This is a genomic window from Methanobacteriaceae archaeon, from assembly GCA_029219465.1.
In the GTDB taxonomy this organism is placed as follows: Archaea; Methanobacteriota; Methanobacteria; order Methanobacteriales; family Methanobacteriaceae; genus Methanocatella.
Genome location: JAQXTL010000012.1, coordinates 1 through 19,216, shown reverse-complemented (window position 1 = coordinate 19,216; position 19,216 = coordinate 1). Strand labels below are relative to the sequence as shown.

Here is a 19,216-nt window from a genome sequence, read left to right as displayed (position 1 = left end):
GTACATAGTTTCTATAAGTATGATTTGAAGAATGCTTCGAATTCTTCATCATCCATTGGTTCTGGAGTTGAAGTCTTTTCATTAGACATTATGCTTGAAGCAAGGTCTCTGTATTCTTGTGCTTCAGCACTTTCAGGATATTTTTCTACAACGGTTTTTGCATCTAATTCAGCATCTTGAATTAAATTACTTCTATGAATAGTACCAATAACATGTGTTCCTATCTTTTTTGCAAAATCATTAACAATTTGCTCTTCATTATCAACATTTCTGCAGTTGCAGATAATACCGCTTAAATTACCTTTAAGTTTTTTAACACCTTTAACAATATTATTTGCAGCATATAAAGCCATATATTCACCGGATGTTACAATTAACACTTCATCAGCATATTTTTCACGAAGAGGTACTGAAAAACCGCCACAAACAACATCACCAAGTACATCGTATATGACCACATCAAAGTCTTCATCAAAAATACCTAATTTTTCAAGGCGTTTCATAGCAACAATAACACCACGTCCTGCACATCCAACACCAGGTTCGGGACCTCCACTTTCAACACATAAAATATCCTTAAAACCTTTATAGACCAAATCTTCTCTTTGTGGTTTTCTATTCTTTTTAATAGTATTGACAATAGTTGGAATTCTAGAACCGCATAATGTACGTGTTGTATCAGCTTTTGGATCACATCCAATAACAAGACAATTTAAATCATCACTACCCCAAATAGCTGATAAATTAGCTACTGTAGTACTTTTTCCAATTCCACCTTTTCCGTAAATAGCTATTTTTTTAATCATTAACATCCCTCTCAACTAATTTATAAATAAAGTCATTTTCTCTAACTTTTGTTGGAATAGCAATTGCTACATTAGAACCTTTTTTTACATTAGAAACAGATTTTCCTTCAATCTGCATAGAATCAATAGTATGTGTAATAGAGCCTGTGGTTTTACCCTGGATGATAATCTTATCACCTATTTTTAAATCATCCCAGATTCTTATTTCAGCTGCATTAACTCTGTTATAGTAATTTACAACCTGACCAATGTCTTTTTTAATATATTTTGACTGATTATCTTCACTTGTCTCAAAAGGAGTATTAAAGTAGAAGTTAGTGTCAAATCCACGATTAAATACACTTCCAAGTTCTTCCATCCATTCATCTTTAACTTTATAGTTAACCGGATCTTCAACAAAGCTGTCAATAGCCTGTCTGTAAATTCCAGTAACCATTGCACCATAATCAGGACTGCGAGCTCTTCCTTCAAGTTTAAAAGAAGCTACACCACTTTTCATAAGTTCAGGAATATATTCAATCATACACATGTCCTTTGGTGAAAAGAAATTTGTTCTATAACTTCCATCACTGCTTGGAGCAATAACAAATGATTCATCTTCAACATCAGAAAAGTTAACTACCTTATCGTCCCCGTCTTCATATGTAAGTGTCCAGTTCTTACGACATGGCTGCAGGCAGTCTCCACAGTTTGCACTTCTTCCATAAAGACCATAACTTAAAAAACAACGCCCAGAAATTGCCATACAAATAGCCCCATGAACGAAAATTTCTGTTTCAATAGGAGATTTTTTAGTTATTTCTACAATCTCATCTAATGAAAGTTCACGTGAAAGAATTGCTCTTTTTGCACCTAATTTTTTAAGTGTTTTAAGCATGTAAGAATTAGAAACGTTTTGTTGAACGCTGATATGAGCTTCAAGACCGCTGGCTACAGTATTTTCAATCAATCCGATATCAGCTAAAATAAGACCATCAATCTCACTAGATGAAATATCTTCAAGTTTAGCATCAAGTGAGCAGGCTAATTTTTCATTTAAAATAGTATTAGTACATAAATAAGTTTTAGCTCCATACTCCTTAGCTATTTTAGATACATTTTTTAAGTCATCCAATGAGAAGTTTTTAGCATTGGCCCTCATGTTATAATCATCAAGGCCAAAGTAAACTGCATCAGCACCATTTTCTAAAACAGCACGAAGTGAAATGAAATTTCCTGCTGGAGCTAATAATTCAACCATAATATCTAAGGTTTATAATAAGTTTCAGCTACAAGACCCTCTGGAAGTTCAGTAGGGTACTCTTCATTTAAACAACCTAAACATAAATCCTCTTTAGGCATTCCAATAGCCTCAACTAATGCTTCAAGGGTAATGTAACCTAATGAATCAATATCAAGTTGTTCTTTGATTTCTTCAATAGAGTAATTAGCTGCAATCAATTCTTCTTTGGTTGCCATAGCTACACCGTAAAAACAAGGTGCGATAACAGGTGGACAACCAACTAAAAAGTGAATTTCAGCAGGTTCGGATTCTTTTACAAGATCCAATAGCTGTTTTGAAGTTGTTCCTCTTACAATACTGTCATCAATTAAAACAACTTTTTTACCTTGAATAGCTTCTTTAATAGGATTTAATTTAAGTCTTACTGCTAACTCACGTTCTTCTTGAGTTGGCATAATAAATGTTCTTCCAACATACCTGTTTTTGATTAATCCTTCACCATATGGAATTCCGGAAGCTCTTGAATAACCAATAGCTGCAGGAATAGATGAGTCAGGTACTGGAATTACAACATCTGCATCAATAGGATATAAGTCGTATAATTTGCTACCAATATTCATTCTGGTTTCATATACATTGATTCCGTCAATTGTACTGTCAGGTCTTGCAAAGTATACATATTCAAACATACAGTGTGAAATTTTAGAATCTTTTGAGACTTCTAACATATGAGATTTAATTTCATCGTCTTCAAAGAACACAACTTCACCAGGTTCAATATCTCTTACGTATTTAGCATTAATTACATCAAATGCAACAGTTTCTGAAGCAAGGATAAAGTCATCGCCTCTTTTTGCAACTGCAAGTGGTTTGATTCCCATAGGGTCACGTACACCGTATAATTCACCATTTACTAAAATAGTTAATGCGTAAGAACCAACAAGTTTTTGTGAAACTGCTTCAATTGAATCAATTATGCTTTTGTTGTTATGGTAATGTTCTTTTTTAAGCATGTAACAAATAACTTCAGAATCAGTGTCGGATTTGAATTCAAAACCTTCTGCGATTAATTCATCTCTTAACTCTGCAGAGTTTACAATATCCCCGTTGTGAGCCATTGCAATGAATCCATCATCAAAATCAGTTACGAAAGGTTGTGAATTTTCAAGTCTGGATTGCCCGGTTGTTGAGTATCTTACATGTCCAATAGCCATGTTTCCTTTAAGATTTTGAATTTCATAATCTTTGAAAACATCAGTTATTAAACCCATACCACAATAATAATTTAATCCTTTTTGTGGATTAAATGTAGCAATTCCTGCTGATTCTTGACCTCTGTGCTGTAAAGCATACAAACAATAATAAACAAAAGATGCAACATTCTTGGATTCATCTTTACAGTGAATTCCAACAATACCACACTTATCTTCCATCTCACCTTGCATTTAAGAACTCCTATTAAATAGTATATTTGTAATTATGTTTTAACTAGTATAAAATAATAATGTTTAATCCCAAAAGTTTTCAAAAGTATTTGAAATATCATAATCATCTTTTTCGTTTGATACTTCATCTTTTTCAACATCATCATTGTTTTTTAAATCATCTGAATTATCATCAATGAAAATTAAAGCAGTTTTAATTATTTTTAACCATTCTACTGCATCTTTTTTAGATTGTGCTGCGATAAAACCCTGTCCGACAATGATATTATCAGGTTTAAATTTATCAGTAGCTAGAACAATTCTTTCTTCATCAGACAATACCTGATTAAAAGTTTCCTGCCAGAGATTTTCTAATTCAAAAACTTCCAGAATTTGTTTAGAGTAAATATCACTATATTGGACTTTAAATTCATTATATTCATCTTTGATTTCTTTAATATCTTCAATTAAGCCAGTATTTTCCTGACATAAAACTTCATTTTCTTTAATTAACTGATCATGACTTTCAAGCAAGCTATTATAATCATTAGTTACCTTCATCAGTTTAGTTTCCAATGAATGAATATTAATCAGATTCAAAGAAAAAGACAATGCTGATTTAACAATTGAGTTTAAAATTTCTTCTTGAGCTAATGTGGAATCAAATTCCTCATCAACAATAATATTAGTATAATCAAACAATCCTATTTGATTAAAATCAGTTTTAAGTTCATTAAAAAGAATATTGTAAGTTTCATCACTACCATATCCTCCAATTAATAGAATATCAGCACCCTGAACTACTTTTTTTACAATGCTTAATTCTACTGTAGGTATAATAGATGAAACAATAATATTATAATCTTGTTCAAGTTGGATATTATTAACTGCTTTAGAGACTATTTGAGCAATATCCATACCTGAAACGATTATACGAATGTCTATTTTTGATTCATGGGCATTATTTTGCATGAATATAACCTAAATTACATTAATCTTTTTATGCCATTTCCAAGCAGACTCTACAATTTGTTCTAAGTCATATTGAGGAGTCCAACCTAATTCATCTTTAATTTTAGTTGAATCAGCAATTAATACATCAGGATCACCTTCACGGCGTTCATCGATTTTAACATCAAAATCAACACCAGTGACTTTTTTACACATATCAATTACTTCACGAACTGAATATCCTTGACCATTTCCAAGATTAAATACATTAGATTCTTTTTTATCGCACAAATATTCATATGCTTTAATATGTGCGTCTGCTAAATCATTTACATGAATATAATCACGAATACAAGTTCCGTCAGGTGTATCGTAATCATCACCAAAAATAGAAATACTGTCACGATTTCCAATAGCAGCATCTAATACTAATGGAATTAAGTGAGTTTCAGGGTCATGGAATTCCCCTATCTCACAGTCAAAATCGTCACCTGCAGCATTAAAGTACCTTAAGGATACGAAATTAAAATCACCTTTTTCAGCTTCTCTTTCAAGAGCTTTTTCAGTGATAAATTTAGAGTGTCCATAAGGATTTATTGGTTTTAAATCCTGATCTTCGGTAATTGGAACTTTTTCAGGATTTCCATATACTGCAGCGGTTGAAGATAAAATAAATTTATCTACACCGAATTCTCTCATTATTTGTAAAAGATTTAATGTATTTTTATAATTATTTTTAAAATATTTTTGAGGCATTTCAACTGATTCTGCTACTGATGAGAATGCAGCAAAGTGAATAACACCGTCAATATCATATTTTTCGAAAACTTCCCTTAAGTTTTTACTTCCAAAATCATAATTCTCAAAATTACCCCATTTAACAAAGTTTTCATAACCCTTGCATAAGTTATCAACTACAACAGTTTCATAACCTGCCTCATGTAATGCTTTATTTGTATGGGAACCAATATAACCTGCTCCACCAGTAATCAAAATCACGTTAAACACCTAAACAAATTTACCTAATTTAAGTAATGCTTTTGGAGATAATTTGATTAATTTTTTAACAATTTCAGTAGTTGAAATTTTATCAAATTTTTCTCCTTCAAATGCATGAGCAATTTCGTTTAACTCTTCATCAGATAAAGTGAGTAAGTACTCTTGTACTTTTTTATACCTTTTGATTTCATGGTCTAATTCATCGTGTGCCATGGTATCGTATTGTTTTAAGAATTTTTTAGAACAATCGCCTTCTGCAATAGCTTGAGCAGCTACTTGACCAGCACACATTCCACCAGTCATACCACTGATGATTCCTCCACCGGTTAATGGGTTTACTTGACCTGCTGCGTCTCCACAAACTAAAATGTTATCGTCATAGAGTTTTTTACTCATTCCACCAACAGGGTCTCCACCAACGTTAATTTCAACTGCTTGAGCATTTTTTAAGTAAGGTGATTTAGCAACGAAATCATCTAAGTATTCAATAGCCGTTTTTTCAGCTTTGTGAGGTAAGATTGCTAAACCAACGTTTGCAATGTCGTCACCTTTAGGGAAAATCCATACGTATCCACCAGGTGCGCAGGAACCTAAGTAGAATTCAATAACTCCCGGTTTTTCGAATTCAACGTTACACATTTCGTATTGTACACCAGATTCCATTTCTTTAGCTTTTGCAGCTGGTCTTAAACCTGCCCATCTTGCAACGTGACCTTCTGGACCGTCTGCTGCGATTAAAATTTTACATTTTAATACTTCTTCTTTACCCATGGATTCAGTAAATACTAAGAAACCGTCTTCAACTTTTTCAACATTGGTTACTAAGGTTTTGATTCTGATTTCAGCACCTGCTCTTGCAGCATCCATAGCCATGTGTTTGTCGAATACTTTTCTTTCTAAGATGTAACCAGCTTCAGGTAATTTTACTTCATCTTCAGTTAACCAGGTATCAGTTCCATCAGGAGTTTGGATTCTTACTCCTTCGATTTTTTTAGTAACCCAACGAGGAGAAGGTTCAATACCTAATTTTTCAAGTCCTTCAATTGAAACACCTTCAGCACATCTTTTTGGTGAACCAATTTCTGATTTTTTGTCTATTAAAATAACATTTGCTCCGCCTAATGCAGCGTGTTTTGCTGCACTTGATCCTGCAGGTCCAGAACCTACTACAATTACATCAGTTTCAATCATATAATCATTCCTCTTTTTCTAATGCATCAATTGGACATGCTTTAATACATGTATCACAATCTTTACAGTCATCATCATTAAATACTAATGAATATTCTCTTACTTGGATTAAATTTCTTGGGCAAACCCCAGCACACTCACCACAAAATGAGCACCAATCTTTAACTATCATAAAAATTCTCCTTAAGTCTAAAATTTATATTATGTATAATATATTTTTTATTATATAAAATGTTTAGTGAAAAAATAATTATTCAGATATAATTAAAGTTTATCTAAAATAAAAAAAAGTAATTTTCCCCTTAAGGGAAAAGTTAATATTCTTTAAAAGGAATCACTAATTTAAAATTTTATGAATAGTTAAAATGTTTTTATTGTCAACTCTTTCATACTCTATTACATCAACATTCTTTTTAATGAGAAGAATACCTAACCCACCAATTTCACGTTCATCAGAACTTAATGTAGTATCAGGTGTAGCTTGTTCTAGAGGATTGAAATATTCACCTTCATCAATTAATTTTATTATAATTTCTAATTGATGGTTTGAAATTATGTCAACTAAAAATTCAACTATTCCTTTATCATTATATGCATAATTGCTGATATTAGTAAAAATTTCTTCTAATACTAATTTAAGTTTCATAACAGCTAATTCATCAGTATCATAATCTTCCAATAATCTATTTAATTCATTGAAGATATTCTCTAATTCACTAACATCCGCATCAAATACAAGTTTTTTCATATTATCAAAGTTCCCTAAGAGCATAGAAGAATTTTCTTTGAACTTCATTTACTATTATTCTAGGAGGTTTAAGCTGAACTACACTTACTCCTTTCATAGCCATAAGATCCCTGTAAAGCATAAATGTTTCTTTTTGTAATATTTCAAGTTTTGTTTCACCAAAAGTATTATTTTCAATTTTAGAACCAAATGAAGGATTTGCTTTACCAAGATTTTTTTCTAAATCGGCTCTGAGAGCCTCAACATCGATATCATCTATGTTATCTGGTTCTATTAAGAAATTATAATTCATTGGAACAGCTTCAGTATCTGCAAATACTGTAAAGTCAACACAGTCGAAGCCATATTTCTCTTCACATTGTTTTACTGATTCTCTTAAAGCTTCTTCAGTAGTTTTTTCTCCAGTTAAATTTACAGTCTGATTTAAACGATATTTGAATGTAATTTCAGGTAGAGTATTATGCATTCCAGTTACTCTTACAACATCCTTTATTTTATATCTATAAAATCCAGATAAATTTGTTAAAATTATTTCATAATCTTTTCCAACTTCTAGCTGATCAATTGTTAATAGATTATCATAACCCTCCTGTTCAACAGGTCTAAACTCAAAGAATATTGCATTTGGAATTAATACACTGTTTTTATTATTTAATTCCAATGGTGTTGAGAAAATTCCCTCTGAAGCTTGCAATCCTAAATATAATATTGGAGTTTCTTCATTAGCATATTTTTCTCTTATTTTTTCAACATATGTTTCAAATGTTGATGTTCCAATTCCTTCAAATGCCTGAATATCTGGCCATATTGATTTAACAAAAGTATTATCAATTGGTTTGGAGAATATTTCTTCTAATTCATCAGCTCTTTCAGGCATTGGAGTTAATTTTTCTTCTAAAATTTCTCTTGTTTCAGGAGATAAATTAATTGAAGAATTAATTGTTCCATTCCTAATATCTTCAATTAACATCTCATGATTATCCTCCATATATCTTAAAATTTCCAAGAAATAGCTGAAATATGCAGAAATAACAATAGTTGTGTTTTTTTCACGAAGTGCATATAATGATTGAAGATAATGTGTATCTAAATCTCCTTGCGGAACAAGAACTTCTGCAGGGCTTGTTGATAAAATATCAAAATAATCTTTCATATTATCTGCTAATTTTGCAGTTAAAGCACCATATGTAGCTCCAGAAGGTACAGATGAAATATTATATTGTCCAATTATGAATATTTTTCCCTCTTTCCATTTATCTCCTAATTCTTCTGTGATTAAGTGTAATACAAAAGGTAGAGAATATAAGAAATTCAATTGTTGTGCTACTTCACTAATTGGTATTTTTTTAGGGTTTCCAAGTGTTCCTGAAGATTTATTATAATGTTTTACAGGATAAACTGTTAAAAGATTTTCTACACCTTGAAATACCATTGGAATTAAAAAATCAATATAATCATCATATTCAGATATTGGGACATTTTCCTGATATTCTTTAATAGATTTAATATTTTTAAAGTCATATTTTATCCCATATGCAGTGTCTTTATTGTCATTTAATATTTTCATTAATAATTCTTCATTGGTTTTCTTTGCATCAAGACTAAATAGCTCTAATTGTTTATGAGCCTTTGAAGGAGCATCTAATAACTCCCCATATATCTTCTTTCTTATTTCACGTTCCATATTATCACTCACTTTTAATTGATCCACTTTTATACATCTCTGCATATAATCCATTTAATTCTAATAATTCTTTATGATTTCCAACTTCTTTTATATCCCCATTTTTCATGAAAATAATTTTATCTGCATTTTTAATTGTAAATAATCTATGAGCTATTATAAATGTTGTTCTACCTTTCATCATTTCTTCCATAGCTTTTGTAACTAATAGTTCTGTTCTTGTATCCATTTGACTTGTAGCTTCATCCAAAATCAATATTTTAGGATCAGATATTATTGTACGAGCTAAAACTAACAATTGTTTTTCACCAACACTTAAATTAGTATTTTCTTCACTGATGATAGTGTCATAACCATCAGGTAAAAGATTTATAAATTTATCACAACCTACTAACTCAGCAGCTTTATGAATATCTTCAATTGTTGGATTTTCCATTCCATATCCAATATTTTCAGCTATTGTTCCTTCGAAAACCCAACTGTCTTGGAGAACCATTCCAAAACTTTTCCTAAAATCATCTCTCTTAATTCTATAAATATTTTTACCATCTAAATATATAACTCCATCATTTATATCATAGAATCTCATTAATAAATTAACGATTGTGGTTTTTCCAGCTCCTGATGGTCCTACAATAGCATTTGTTGTACCTGATTTTGCAATAAAATTAACATCATTCATTAATATTTTATCTTCAGTATATCCAAATTTAACATTTTTAAATTCAATCTCACCTTTAACATCCTTTTCAAGGAGATGTTCACTATTTTCAAAGTCTTTTTCTTCTTCTGCATTTAAAACATCTAAAATATTCTCTAAACTACTAAGTCCAGATTGTAGTATGTTAAGATTATTTCCAATAGTTGTTAATGGCTCAGTCAACATTTGCCCATATAAAATAAATGCTAAAAATGTTCCTATTGTAAGACTTCCAGAGATTATAAAGTATCCTCCGAAAACACAAATACCAATATATCCTATATTTGTTAAAATAGTGTTAATAGGTATAATAAATCCTGAATAAAACCTAGATTTAAAGAAAGATTCAAATATTTGATGATTAATTTTATCAAATTTATCTAATGATTTTTCTTCCATATTATAGGATTTTACAATCAGATGATTATTGAAATTATCTCCAATTACTCCATTCAATTTACCAACAAGCATCTGTTGTTTTTTAAATTGTACTTTTGTTTTATTACTTATGAAATTGAGAATACCAAAGGATAATGGAATTAATATAAGATAAATAATACTTAATTCAACATTTAAAATTAACATCATTACAATAACAAGAACTATGATAATAAATTGAACAAAGATAGTAACTAATGTACTACTTATCATTGATTCAACACTACTCATATCATTTGTTAATCTAGCTATGATATCCCCACTTGGAGTTGAGTCAATGTAATTTATAGGAACATTATGCATTTTTTCATGTAACTCATATCTTAATTTTAAAGACACCCTACTGCTTATAAAAATCATCATACGGTCAGAAACCATCTTTAATAAATTTCCAACAACATAAAGGACTAATAATGATATAAGGAGAGTTATTATTATATTTTCATTAAATACATTTGTAGTTGCAAATTTTGAAAATTCATCAGTTATTTTCCCAGCAACATTTGGAGCATATGCTAAACAAAAAGTTCCAATAACCATTAATGCAATGGCTAAAATAAATTTATTTTTATCTTTCCCAATTAATTGGTAAATAGTTTTAAGTAATCCTTTATAAGAATTTTTATCATTTTTAACCATTTCAATTACTCCTTATTCATATATGCTTGAGATTCATAAATCTCTTTATAAATTTCACATTTTTCTAACAATTCTTCATGGGTTCCTTGACATACAATACGTCCAGCATCAAATACTAAAATGTTATCTGCATCAATAATAGTACTTATTTTTTGAGCAACCATAAACACAGTCTTATCTTTGAGTAATTCCTTTATATTCTCCCTTACAATTTTTTCAGTTTTCATATCCAAAGCACTGAATGTATCATCGAAAATATAAATGTCTGAATCTTTGGCAATTGTTCTTGCAAGACTTAATCTTTGTCTTTGACCACCTGAAATGTTAGTACCATTTTCTTCTATAATACTATCAATTCCAGAAGGAAGACTTTTAAATGCATCTGTGAAAAGTGTTATTTCACATGCTCTTTCAATATCTTCTCTTGTAATAGAATCATCACTCATTCTAATATTTTCAATTACAGTGTCATTGAATACCATTGATTTTTGACTTCCAAAACTTATTTTTGAATGTAATTCTTTTAAATCAATGTCTTTTATATTGACACCATCAATTAATATTTCACCAAAGGTAGGATCATACATTCTATTTAATAAATACATTACAGTACTTTTTCCAGATCCAGTAGCTCCAATTAGAGCTGTTGTTGTTCCTTTAGGTGCTTTAAAATTGATATCAGCTATTACGTCCTTTGCTCCTGAATAACCGAAAATAACATTATTAAATTCAACACCTTTAAATGAATCTTCTTTATATTCCTGTTTAATTGGATTATTAAGTAATATTGGTTCATATTCAAAAACTTCTTCTATCCTATTTGATGCAACAATAGCTTTAGGCATTATTTTTACAATAAATGGAATTAATGCTAAGCTACTTAAGAAATATGTGATATATTGGAAGAATAATAATAAATCTGCAACATTAACCATATTATACTGTAATTGAATTCCTCCAACATAATAAATTATAACAACAGCTACATTCATTAACAATACAGCCATTGGAGCAACATAATATAGTTTTAATGAAGATTCAATATTTAATTCATAAGAATCATCATTTGCCTTTTCAAATTTATTCCTTTCATAATCTTCTTTTCCAAATGCTCTAATACTTCTTACACCGTAAACTTTCTCACGTAGCAATAAATTTAATCTATCAACACTTACTTGAAGTTTGTTAAAAAAGATAATACTCTTATTACCTTTAATAAACATAAATAAAATTGTTATTATAAAGAATACAATTAAAATTGCAGCTAATGTTCTATTAATTAAAACAGTTTCTATAATGACTCCCACAATAACAAATGGAATTAATAAACAGCTTCTAAGAAGATTTAATATGAATAACTGGATTACATTTATATCTCCAGTAGCCCTATTCATCAAAGATGCACTTTCAAATTTATTAAAATCATATAATGATAAATCTGTTACTTTCCTAAACATTTTACTTCTTAAATCAAATGAAACTTTTCCAGTGATATATGAAGTTATATATGATACCAAAGTAACCATTATCATTGATCCAAGAGTATAAATCAACATTAATATTCCACTATTATAAATTACTTCAAAGTTGTTGACTTTTACACCATTATCAAGAATTACCTTAGACATGTTGATTATTTCAATTTGGAAATAAACTTGAAGCAATACGAATATTAATGTTAGGAGAACATGCTTCCAGTATTTTTTCAGTGCTCTTATTACTAATTTTTTCAGAAAATCACCTTATTTTAATAATTTTTGTGGTAATTCTTTAAATATTCTTATTGTTTCTTCATCATTTTCTGCTATTGCTTTAAGTAATTTACTAAATCCTGGGAAAGTATTTACTTCACAAAGATAAAATTCTTCATCATTTTCACCAAATAAGTAATCAATACTTCCATATGGTAAATTAATAGCTTCAGCAACTCTAAATGATAAATCTAATAATTCCTCAGAAGGTTCATAATCTTCAATTCTTCCGTTAACATGAGTATTTGATCTAAAATCATCTCCTCCACTGCTTCTAACAAAAGAATAAATTAATTCATTATTTGCAATAGCTATTCTTAAATCTCTACCTTTACTTGTCATTATAGCTTCTTGAGCTATGTATTGATTATTATTTTCTGCTGCAAAGAGCATTGTTAAAATTGTTTCAAGCTCTTTTTTATCCTTTGCTAAAGTAACTCCTTTTCCTTGAAGACCATCCATTATTTTAACAACACAAGGAAGACCAATATAATCCACAATCATTTCAGGAGTGGTAAATTGATTTATAAGCATTGTTTTTGGAATTTTAATTTCTGGAATAGCTTCTTTTATTAATTGTAAACTGTATAATTTATCTTTAGCAATTTGAGTTGTTTGAACACTATTTATGTATTTACATCCTTTAGTTTCAAACATTCTTTTGGCTGCTTGTAAATTATAATCATCACGATGGGATAAAGCAATACTAATTGCAAAGTCTGGTAAATCCCTTAATTCTCCATCATAATAAAATTTACCCTCCTCTTCATTATCCAAAGTTACAGTAATTTTTTCATAATCTAATATATCTAAATCCAAATTTAAACTATTTATCAAGTTTAAAGCAAGTTGAATATCTTCAGGAGGATTTTCTGATTCAATTAATCTTTTATATAGTTTATCTGCAAGTATTACCCCTTTCATTTTTTCACCTTTACAAAATATATTCTTTATCTGGTTTTTCAGTAATTATAAGAGGTAATTTTATTTGTGATTTTGGAACGTTTCCTTTTGATTTCATTGCATATAATGATTCTATCCATCCATTTTTCATTAAAATTACCTTTAACGGAGTCATTAACCCCATTCTATCATATAATTCATATAATTCAAAGCTTTCAATTAATATTTCATTTAACTTACTAGCTAATTCATTAGCATTAATTTGAGTTTCTTTTTCAAGTTCAATATAAATCTCATAATTTTTTTCATCATGATTTTCAAAAATTTGAACTTGTTTAAAACTTAAATTTAATCCATCTTTTATTTTATTTACAACTTCAATAGCTGGAATTTTTTCTTGAGATATATTCAATATTTCTCCAGATTTTGTTTTAAAGATTAAATTAGGTGTTGTTCCAGTAAAACCTATAATTTCTATAATATCATGAAGCTCATATCGATATAAACCACCATATGTAGTAATTATCAATTCATACTCTTTATTTAACTCAACTTTATCTGCAGTCAATATTTGACCATTCTCAATGTCTTTAAATTCATAAAATCCTCCAAATATAGATAATACGCCTTCAGGAGTATCTGGTTTTGTAGGAATTGTAAATTTACCTTCACTAGCTCCATAACCCACATCAAAGAAAATAGTTTTTTCATCAAGATATTTTCTTGAAGTTTCTGAATTAGGACCTACTGATCCACCTAACCAAAATTTAGTTAACATAACATATGGCCAATAATTTTTTGGAATAAATTGATCTTTTCCTTTTTTCAATAATTCTTCTAAAAAATTAGCTCTTTTAGGGAATGCTTCCATTTGGCTTTCATAATACTTCCTATCTTCATCTGAAAGATTTAATCTTTTAGTTATAGTACCATTTCTTAAATCATTAATTAATTCTTCTGCATGATCCATTGCATATTCCACTTTAATATTAAAGTTAGATGCATTATTAGTTGTTATATAGAGAATATCCTCAAATCTTAGTGAAAAAAGCATTACAAGATAATTATTCGCTTCATCATCATTTTTAGTCATTAATCGTGGAGGATATGATATTCCTTTAGTAAATGCTGATTTTTCAAAAGACATTCCGGATGCAAAACCGATTGGAATTCCAGCAGATGTTTCATAATTATCAGTTTTACTTGAAAATGTTAAATAATGCATATTCTGAACAATATTTGATAATTCAGGAACATTAACATCTTTTGGATTTAATCCTTTACTTATCAAATACTTATTCAATTGAGAATTTGGATCTGCTTTACTCATTAACAAAGTTTTTAAAAGATAATAATTTCTTAATTTGTAAACAGTATTTTTGATATTTTTTGAATCTTCATTTTCAGGTATTAATTTTGATTTCCCAGAACTTGTCCCTGAAGTCATTATGAAATATTCTATATCTTGAGCAAATAATTGATTATTCTCTCCTAATTTAAGTTTTTCAATATATTCTTCATAATCAGAATATTGAGATAGGGGAATGTTTTTTTGGAAATCCTCTACTGATTTGATATTTTTAAAATCATGTTTCATTCCAAACTCTGTATTTTCATTGCTTTTAAGTATATCTTCTAAAACGGTATTTTGAGTTTCACTACAATTATGACAATATCCTAACCAAGCTTTTTCTATTTCAGTTAGTTTTAATTTATCCAATTCTTCATATATTGTCATATTACACCTAATTTATGTTCATGATGTCTATAAATCCTGTAGCTTCAAAAACTTCCATCACAAACTCATTTACATTATTTATTTCCATTTCCCCTTGAGTATTCATGATTTTTTGACTAGATAATAAAACTCTTAATCCAGAACTACTTATATAAAGTAATTCTTCAAAATCATAAACTAATTTCTCAACACCTTCAATATTATTCTGAATGAATTCTTCTAATTGATGGGATGTGTTTGTATCTAATTTCCCAACTAATTTAATACTTAATTCATTTCCATTTTTATTATCAATTATTTCCATTTTCATCTTCTCCAATTTTATATTCAAATATCATCATGGTTATATCATCAAATTGCTCTTGTGATCCTTTGAATTTATCTAATTCACCATTCAGATAATCAATAAACTCAATTGAATTTAAGTTATTGTTATTTATAAGTTCTATTAATCTGTCTTCATTAAATAGTTCTTCTTTATCATTATGTGCTTCAGTAACTCCATCAGTATACAAATATATTTGGAAATCATTACATTTTAAAGAAACACAATGTTCTTTATATTGTATATTTTCCATAGCTCCTAAAACAAGCCCATGTTTAGAATCCAACCATTCAAATGTTTCTCCATTTTTGATTAAAGGAGCATTATGACCTGCATTAACAAATTTAAGTTCATTTTTTCTTAAATTTATAACACCTGCCCATGCTGTTACAAACATTGATTGAACATTATTTTCACAGAGCCTATTATTAACAGATTTCATTGTTTCTGCTAAAGAAGCACCACTTAGTAATTGAGTTTTAATTAGTTCTTTTGCAATTACAGCAAAAAGTGCTGCAGGGATTCCTTTTCCAGATGCATCTCCAATTACAATACATATGTTTTCAGAATCAATCTCAAAAAAGTCATAAAAATCTCCACCTACTTCACGAGCAGGTTTCATTGAGGCATTAATTGAGTACTTTTTATCTTTCGGGAAATTAGTAGGTAATTTGGACTCCTGAATATCCTTTGCAAGTGTTAATTCTGTAGATATCCTTTCTTTTTCAGAGGTAACATTCTCCAAATCAGACATCATTTTTACAATTGAATTTCCCAATATCCCAATTTCATCATACTTCTCAAAATAATCTTGATATCTTTCCATTAAACTTTCTTTATTTACTTCTTTACTATCTTTTGAATTAATATATTCTCTAGTAAATTTTGAAAATAATGATAAAGGATTAGTTATGTTTTCTTCAACATATTTAAGAGCAATTAATCCTGGAACAAAGAATGCTAACCATCCTATAAACAGATATAACAATATTGAAATAGTGAATCCTAAACTATTTTCAATCATCATGCTGCTTTCTCCAGTTTTAAGTGCAATCAAAATAGCTAATGATGTAAATAATAAAGAGATTCCAATGATAAAACCTAAGAATATCAATATTAATTTCTCAATAATTGGTTTATAAATTGATTTTTCTTTAATAACTGGATATTTAACAGGTTTTGTTGTATAGAATAATATTAAGATACATATTGAAATAATAAATAGTAAATTAATATACTTATTACTTTCACCCACAGCAATCATAATAAAGAATACTACAATCAATATTATTCCAATTAATAAAGCTAAGTTATACCATTTATCTTTAATTTTAGGATTTTTATTTACTGAAGGTATTGTTAAATCGATATTTTTCAAATTAGATATTATAATACCAATTACTCCTGTGAAAAATCCAAATACAAATGCATTTAGGAAATAATTCAATGTAGTTAATGAAAATAAACTAACATTCTGTGAATCATGTAATAACATTATAATTAATACTGTATATAGTATAGTGGATACTAATATTACGCCACAGAATTTTGCTAAATGAAAGATAGTCCCTAACTGAGGAGCAGTTAATTTTCCATTTTTAGAAAAATTATACCATAATTTATAAGGTAAATATGCATATAAAAAATCTACAAAAAAACATATGAAAGTTTCTAAAGGAGGATGTCCTCCTGCTAAGTCAGTTAATAAATTTGCAAACGATACACCTAATGCTCCCCATCCACCAAATAATAATCCTAAGATAGGGTATAATCCAATATGAGCTTCAATATGTAATGGACTATAATATCCAATATAATACTTTAGGATATATAATTGAGTGAATATTAAAAAAGAGATTATAATTTTTTTATAATTATTTTTAATATTTTTATAAAAATTATTTAAATTCATATTTTTACCTAAATTGAGTATTCATTTCCAATGCTTTTGAATAAAAACATAGCTATATAAGGCACTAATATATAACTTGAAATTATTAATCCTACATAACTAATATAATAGACTTTATCACATACAATGCCCATAATAATCATCAAAATGAACATTATTATCACCCATAAAGTAAAATGGATTATTCCTATATTTTTTAAGTCTTCAATTATCTTTTTTGTATTAACACTTTCCAATAGATTATTAGTGTGAGATAATCTAGCTAATGCAATTACTGTAAAATAAATAAAAAGTAATACTATAAAAAGGTTAATTAAAAGGACTATAAATGAATAATCATTAAACATCACTGATAAATTAATAGTTAATCCATTAACACCTACTTCAAGTATATCAAAATAATATTCCCCAGTTCCAGTAATATAAGTAATTAATAAGAATAATATTAAAGGTATTGCAATGCCAAAGGAAGAAATTAAAAATCCTTTCACACCTATTCCAAATTTTTCCCACCATCCAAACTCAAATTCATTAGTAGTTAGTCTGGTTTCCCGGATTATAGAAATCAAATCTCCCATTATTATAATCAATAAAATAATAGAATCTATAACACAAAAAATAGTTAGAATAGGATTATCTGAATTTAAAAAGACGAGAGTATTAATGTCTAAAATAATAAATAATGTTCCAAGTAGTATAAACTTTTTATAATTCCTAATTGGATACATCAATGATTCTTTAAAATTACTTTTCAAATCCATTTAATCACAATTTATCAGTATTTTATTAAAATATACATTAAGACACAATATGTGTTTTTATCATCCTAATAATATAAATATATCGTATTAAACGACTCTTTCAAAAACTTTGTTGATTTGAAATTTTTTGATGAAATTGGTTTGGAATTTTTAATTTTATCTAAAAATAGTTAAATTTAATAAATAAATGGAGTAAAAGTTTTTATCATACTAAACCAAAAAACAAATACCCCAAATAGCATTTTAGATGTTGAACAATATATATTTTGCGATTCCAATGATGGATTAGTGCTTTCCGACCCTCGTTTTGTGAAAATTTTTAAATCCTGTCAAAAAGTTTTAAAATCTTTTAATTTAAGCTTTAAAAAGGATGTTCCTTATTTTAAAATGAGTTTAGCTCGATGCCCATATTGCGGAACTCGTCATATTGTTAAATATGGTTTTACAAAAAGAACATTAGTGTTTAAAGAAATTGGTAAAACAAAGGTGAAAGTTCAGCGCTATATTTGCAAACGTTGTGATAAAACCTTTCAAACAGATTTAACAAGTCTTGTTGATAAAAACAGCAATTTTACGAATGAATTAAAAAGTGAATCAGAACATTTAATTTCAGATTATTTGGGAAGCTTAAAAAATGTTTGTAAATCATTTAAAAAAATTCTTTGGAATCACAGTTTTCACATCAAACAATTGAAAAATTGGCTTTTTGTTAATGAAAACATTTTTTAGAATTTGATTTAGGGCATTGCTCAGGTTATTATGTCTTTGATGTAGAATGGCTAAAAATCAACGAAGAATGGAAAATATCGTCACACATTGCTTGATTCCGCATCAAATTGCATTGTAGCCGATGCAATTTACGATACTAAAGATGAAACAACTGTTGAAAAGTTTTTAAGAGAATCTACAGCAAATAAAAATAAAATTGCAATCACAACAGATTTAGATAAAAAATATGCCTCAATTATCCCAAAATTAGGTTTTAAACATCAATTATGTATTTTTCATACTAAAAAAAAGTTTA

Annotated in this window: 18 protein-coding genes; 2 read left to right on the top strand and 16 right to left on the bottom strand. The window is 28.4% G+C overall.

Going from position 1 to position 19,216, the window contains the following annotated elements; translation table 11 throughout:
- Window positions 1–11: 11 nt before the first annotated feature.
- The 16 genes from cfbC to PUD86_06540 form a co-directional block, all read right to left on the bottom strand.
- Window positions 12–806, bottom strand: coding sequence for a Ni-sirohydrochlorin a,c-diamide reductive cyclase ATP-dependent reductase subunit (gene cfbC, locus PUD86_06615; GenBank protein MDD6776947.1), 795 nt, complete (start codon window positions 804–806; stop codon window positions 12–14).
- A complete protein-coding gene (locus PUD86_06610) occupies window positions 799–2,046 on the bottom strand; it encodes a U32 family peptidase (GenBank protein MDD6776946.1) in 1,248 nt (415 codons plus the stop codon). The genes cfbC and PUD86_06610 overlap by 8 nt, the downstream gene beginning before the upstream one ends.
- A gap of 5 nt (window positions 2,047–2,051) precedes the next feature.
- Window positions 2,052–3,473 carry an amidophosphoribosyltransferase gene (purF, locus tag PUD86_06605; GenBank protein MDD6776945.1) on the bottom strand — a complete coding sequence of 474 codons (1,422 nt, stop codon included), beginning with the start codon at window positions 3,471–3,473 and terminating at the stop codon, window positions 2,052–2,054.
- A gap of 63 nt (window positions 3,474–3,536) precedes the next feature.
- Window positions 3,537–4,424, bottom strand: coding sequence for a hypothetical protein (locus PUD86_06600; GenBank protein MDD6776944.1), 888 nt, complete (start codon window positions 4,422–4,424; stop codon window positions 3,537–3,539).
- 9 nt (window positions 4,425–4,433) lie between these two features.
- Window positions 4,434–5,402 (bottom strand): UDP-glucose 4-epimerase GalE, encoded by a 969-nt coding sequence (galE, locus tag PUD86_06595; protein ID MDD6776943.1) that lies wholly within the window; start codon window positions 5,400–5,402, stop codon window positions 4,434–4,436.
- Window positions 5,403–5,411: 9 nt separating this feature from the next.
- Window positions 5,412–6,593, bottom strand: coding sequence for an NAD(P)/FAD-dependent oxidoreductase (locus PUD86_06590; GenBank protein MDD6776942.1), 1,182 nt, complete (start codon window positions 6,591–6,593; stop codon window positions 5,412–5,414).
- A 4-nt stretch (window positions 6,594–6,597) separates the two neighbouring features.
- Window positions 6,598–6,765, bottom strand: a complete 168-nt coding sequence (locus PUD86_06585) for a 4Fe-4S binding protein (GenBank protein ID MDD6776941.1) — start codon at window positions 6,763–6,765, stop codon at window positions 6,598–6,600.
- A 165-nt stretch (window positions 6,766–6,930) separates the two neighbouring features.
- Complete coding sequence (locus PUD86_06580) at window positions 6,931–7,341, bottom strand: ATP-binding protein (GenBank protein MDD6776940.1); 411 nt, start codon at window positions 7,339–7,341, stop codon at window positions 6,931–6,933.
- 4 nt (window positions 7,342–7,345) lie between these two features.
- Window positions 7,346–9,025 carry a GH3 auxin-responsive promoter family protein gene (locus tag PUD86_06575; GenBank protein ID MDD6776939.1) on the bottom strand — a complete coding sequence of 560 codons (1,680 nt, stop codon included), beginning with the start codon at window positions 9,023–9,025 and terminating at the stop codon, window positions 7,346–7,348.
- Between the two features lie 4 nt (window positions 9,026–9,029).
- The gene (locus PUD86_06570; protein MDD6776938.1) at window positions 9,030–10,802 is read right to left on the bottom strand and encodes an ABC transporter ATP-binding protein; all 1,773 of its coding nucleotides are present in this window, start codon (window positions 10,800–10,802) and stop codon (window positions 9,030–9,032) included.
- Window positions 10,803–10,807: 5 nt separating this feature from the next.
- Window positions 10,808–12,475 (bottom strand): ABC transporter ATP-binding protein, encoded by a 1,668-nt coding sequence (locus tag PUD86_06565; protein MDD6776937.1) that lies wholly within the window; start codon window positions 12,473–12,475, stop codon window positions 10,808–10,810.
- Window positions 12,476–12,544: 69 nt separating this feature from the next.
- Entirely contained in the window at window positions 12,545–13,477 is a 933-nt protein-coding gene (locus tag PUD86_06560) for a hypothetical protein (GenBank protein ID MDD6776936.1), read from the bottom strand.
- Between the two features lie 10 nt (window positions 13,478–13,487).
- Window positions 13,488–15,194 carry a GH3 auxin-responsive promoter family protein gene (locus PUD86_06555; protein MDD6776935.1) on the bottom strand — a complete coding sequence of 569 codons (1,707 nt, stop codon included), beginning with the start codon at window positions 15,192–15,194 and terminating at the stop codon, window positions 13,488–13,490.
- 7 nt (window positions 15,195–15,201) lie between these two features.
- On the bottom strand, window positions 15,202–15,498 hold the full coding sequence (locus PUD86_06550) for an STAS domain-containing protein (protein ID MDD6776934.1): 297 nt from the start codon (window positions 15,496–15,498) through the stop codon (window positions 15,202–15,204).
- The gene (locus PUD86_06545) at window positions 15,485–17,431 is read right to left on the bottom strand and encodes a PP2C family protein-serine/threonine phosphatase (protein MDD6776933.1); all 1,947 of its coding nucleotides are present in this window, start codon (window positions 17,429–17,431) and stop codon (window positions 15,485–15,487) included. Before PUD86_06545 ends, PUD86_06550 begins: the two co-directional genes overlap by 14 nt.
- 8 nt (window positions 17,432–17,439) lie before the next feature.
- Window positions 17,440–18,192: a DUF4013 domain-containing protein gene (locus PUD86_06540; protein MDD6776932.1), complete on the bottom strand. Its 753-nt coding sequence runs from the start codon at window positions 18,190–18,192 to the stop codon at window positions 17,440–17,442.
- A gap of 387 nt (window positions 18,193–18,579) precedes the next feature.
- Between PUD86_06540 and PUD86_06535 the strand changes: the two genes are divergently transcribed.
- Window positions 18,580–18,921 carry a hypothetical protein gene (locus tag PUD86_06535; GenBank protein MDD6776931.1) on the top strand — a complete coding sequence of 114 codons (342 nt, stop codon included), beginning with the start codon at window positions 18,580–18,582 and terminating at the stop codon, window positions 18,919–18,921.
- 87 nt (window positions 18,922–19,008) lie between these two features.
- A partial coding sequence (locus PUD86_06530) for a hypothetical protein (GenBank protein MDD6776930.1) occupies window positions 19,009–19,216 on the top strand: 208 nt, incomplete at its 3' end.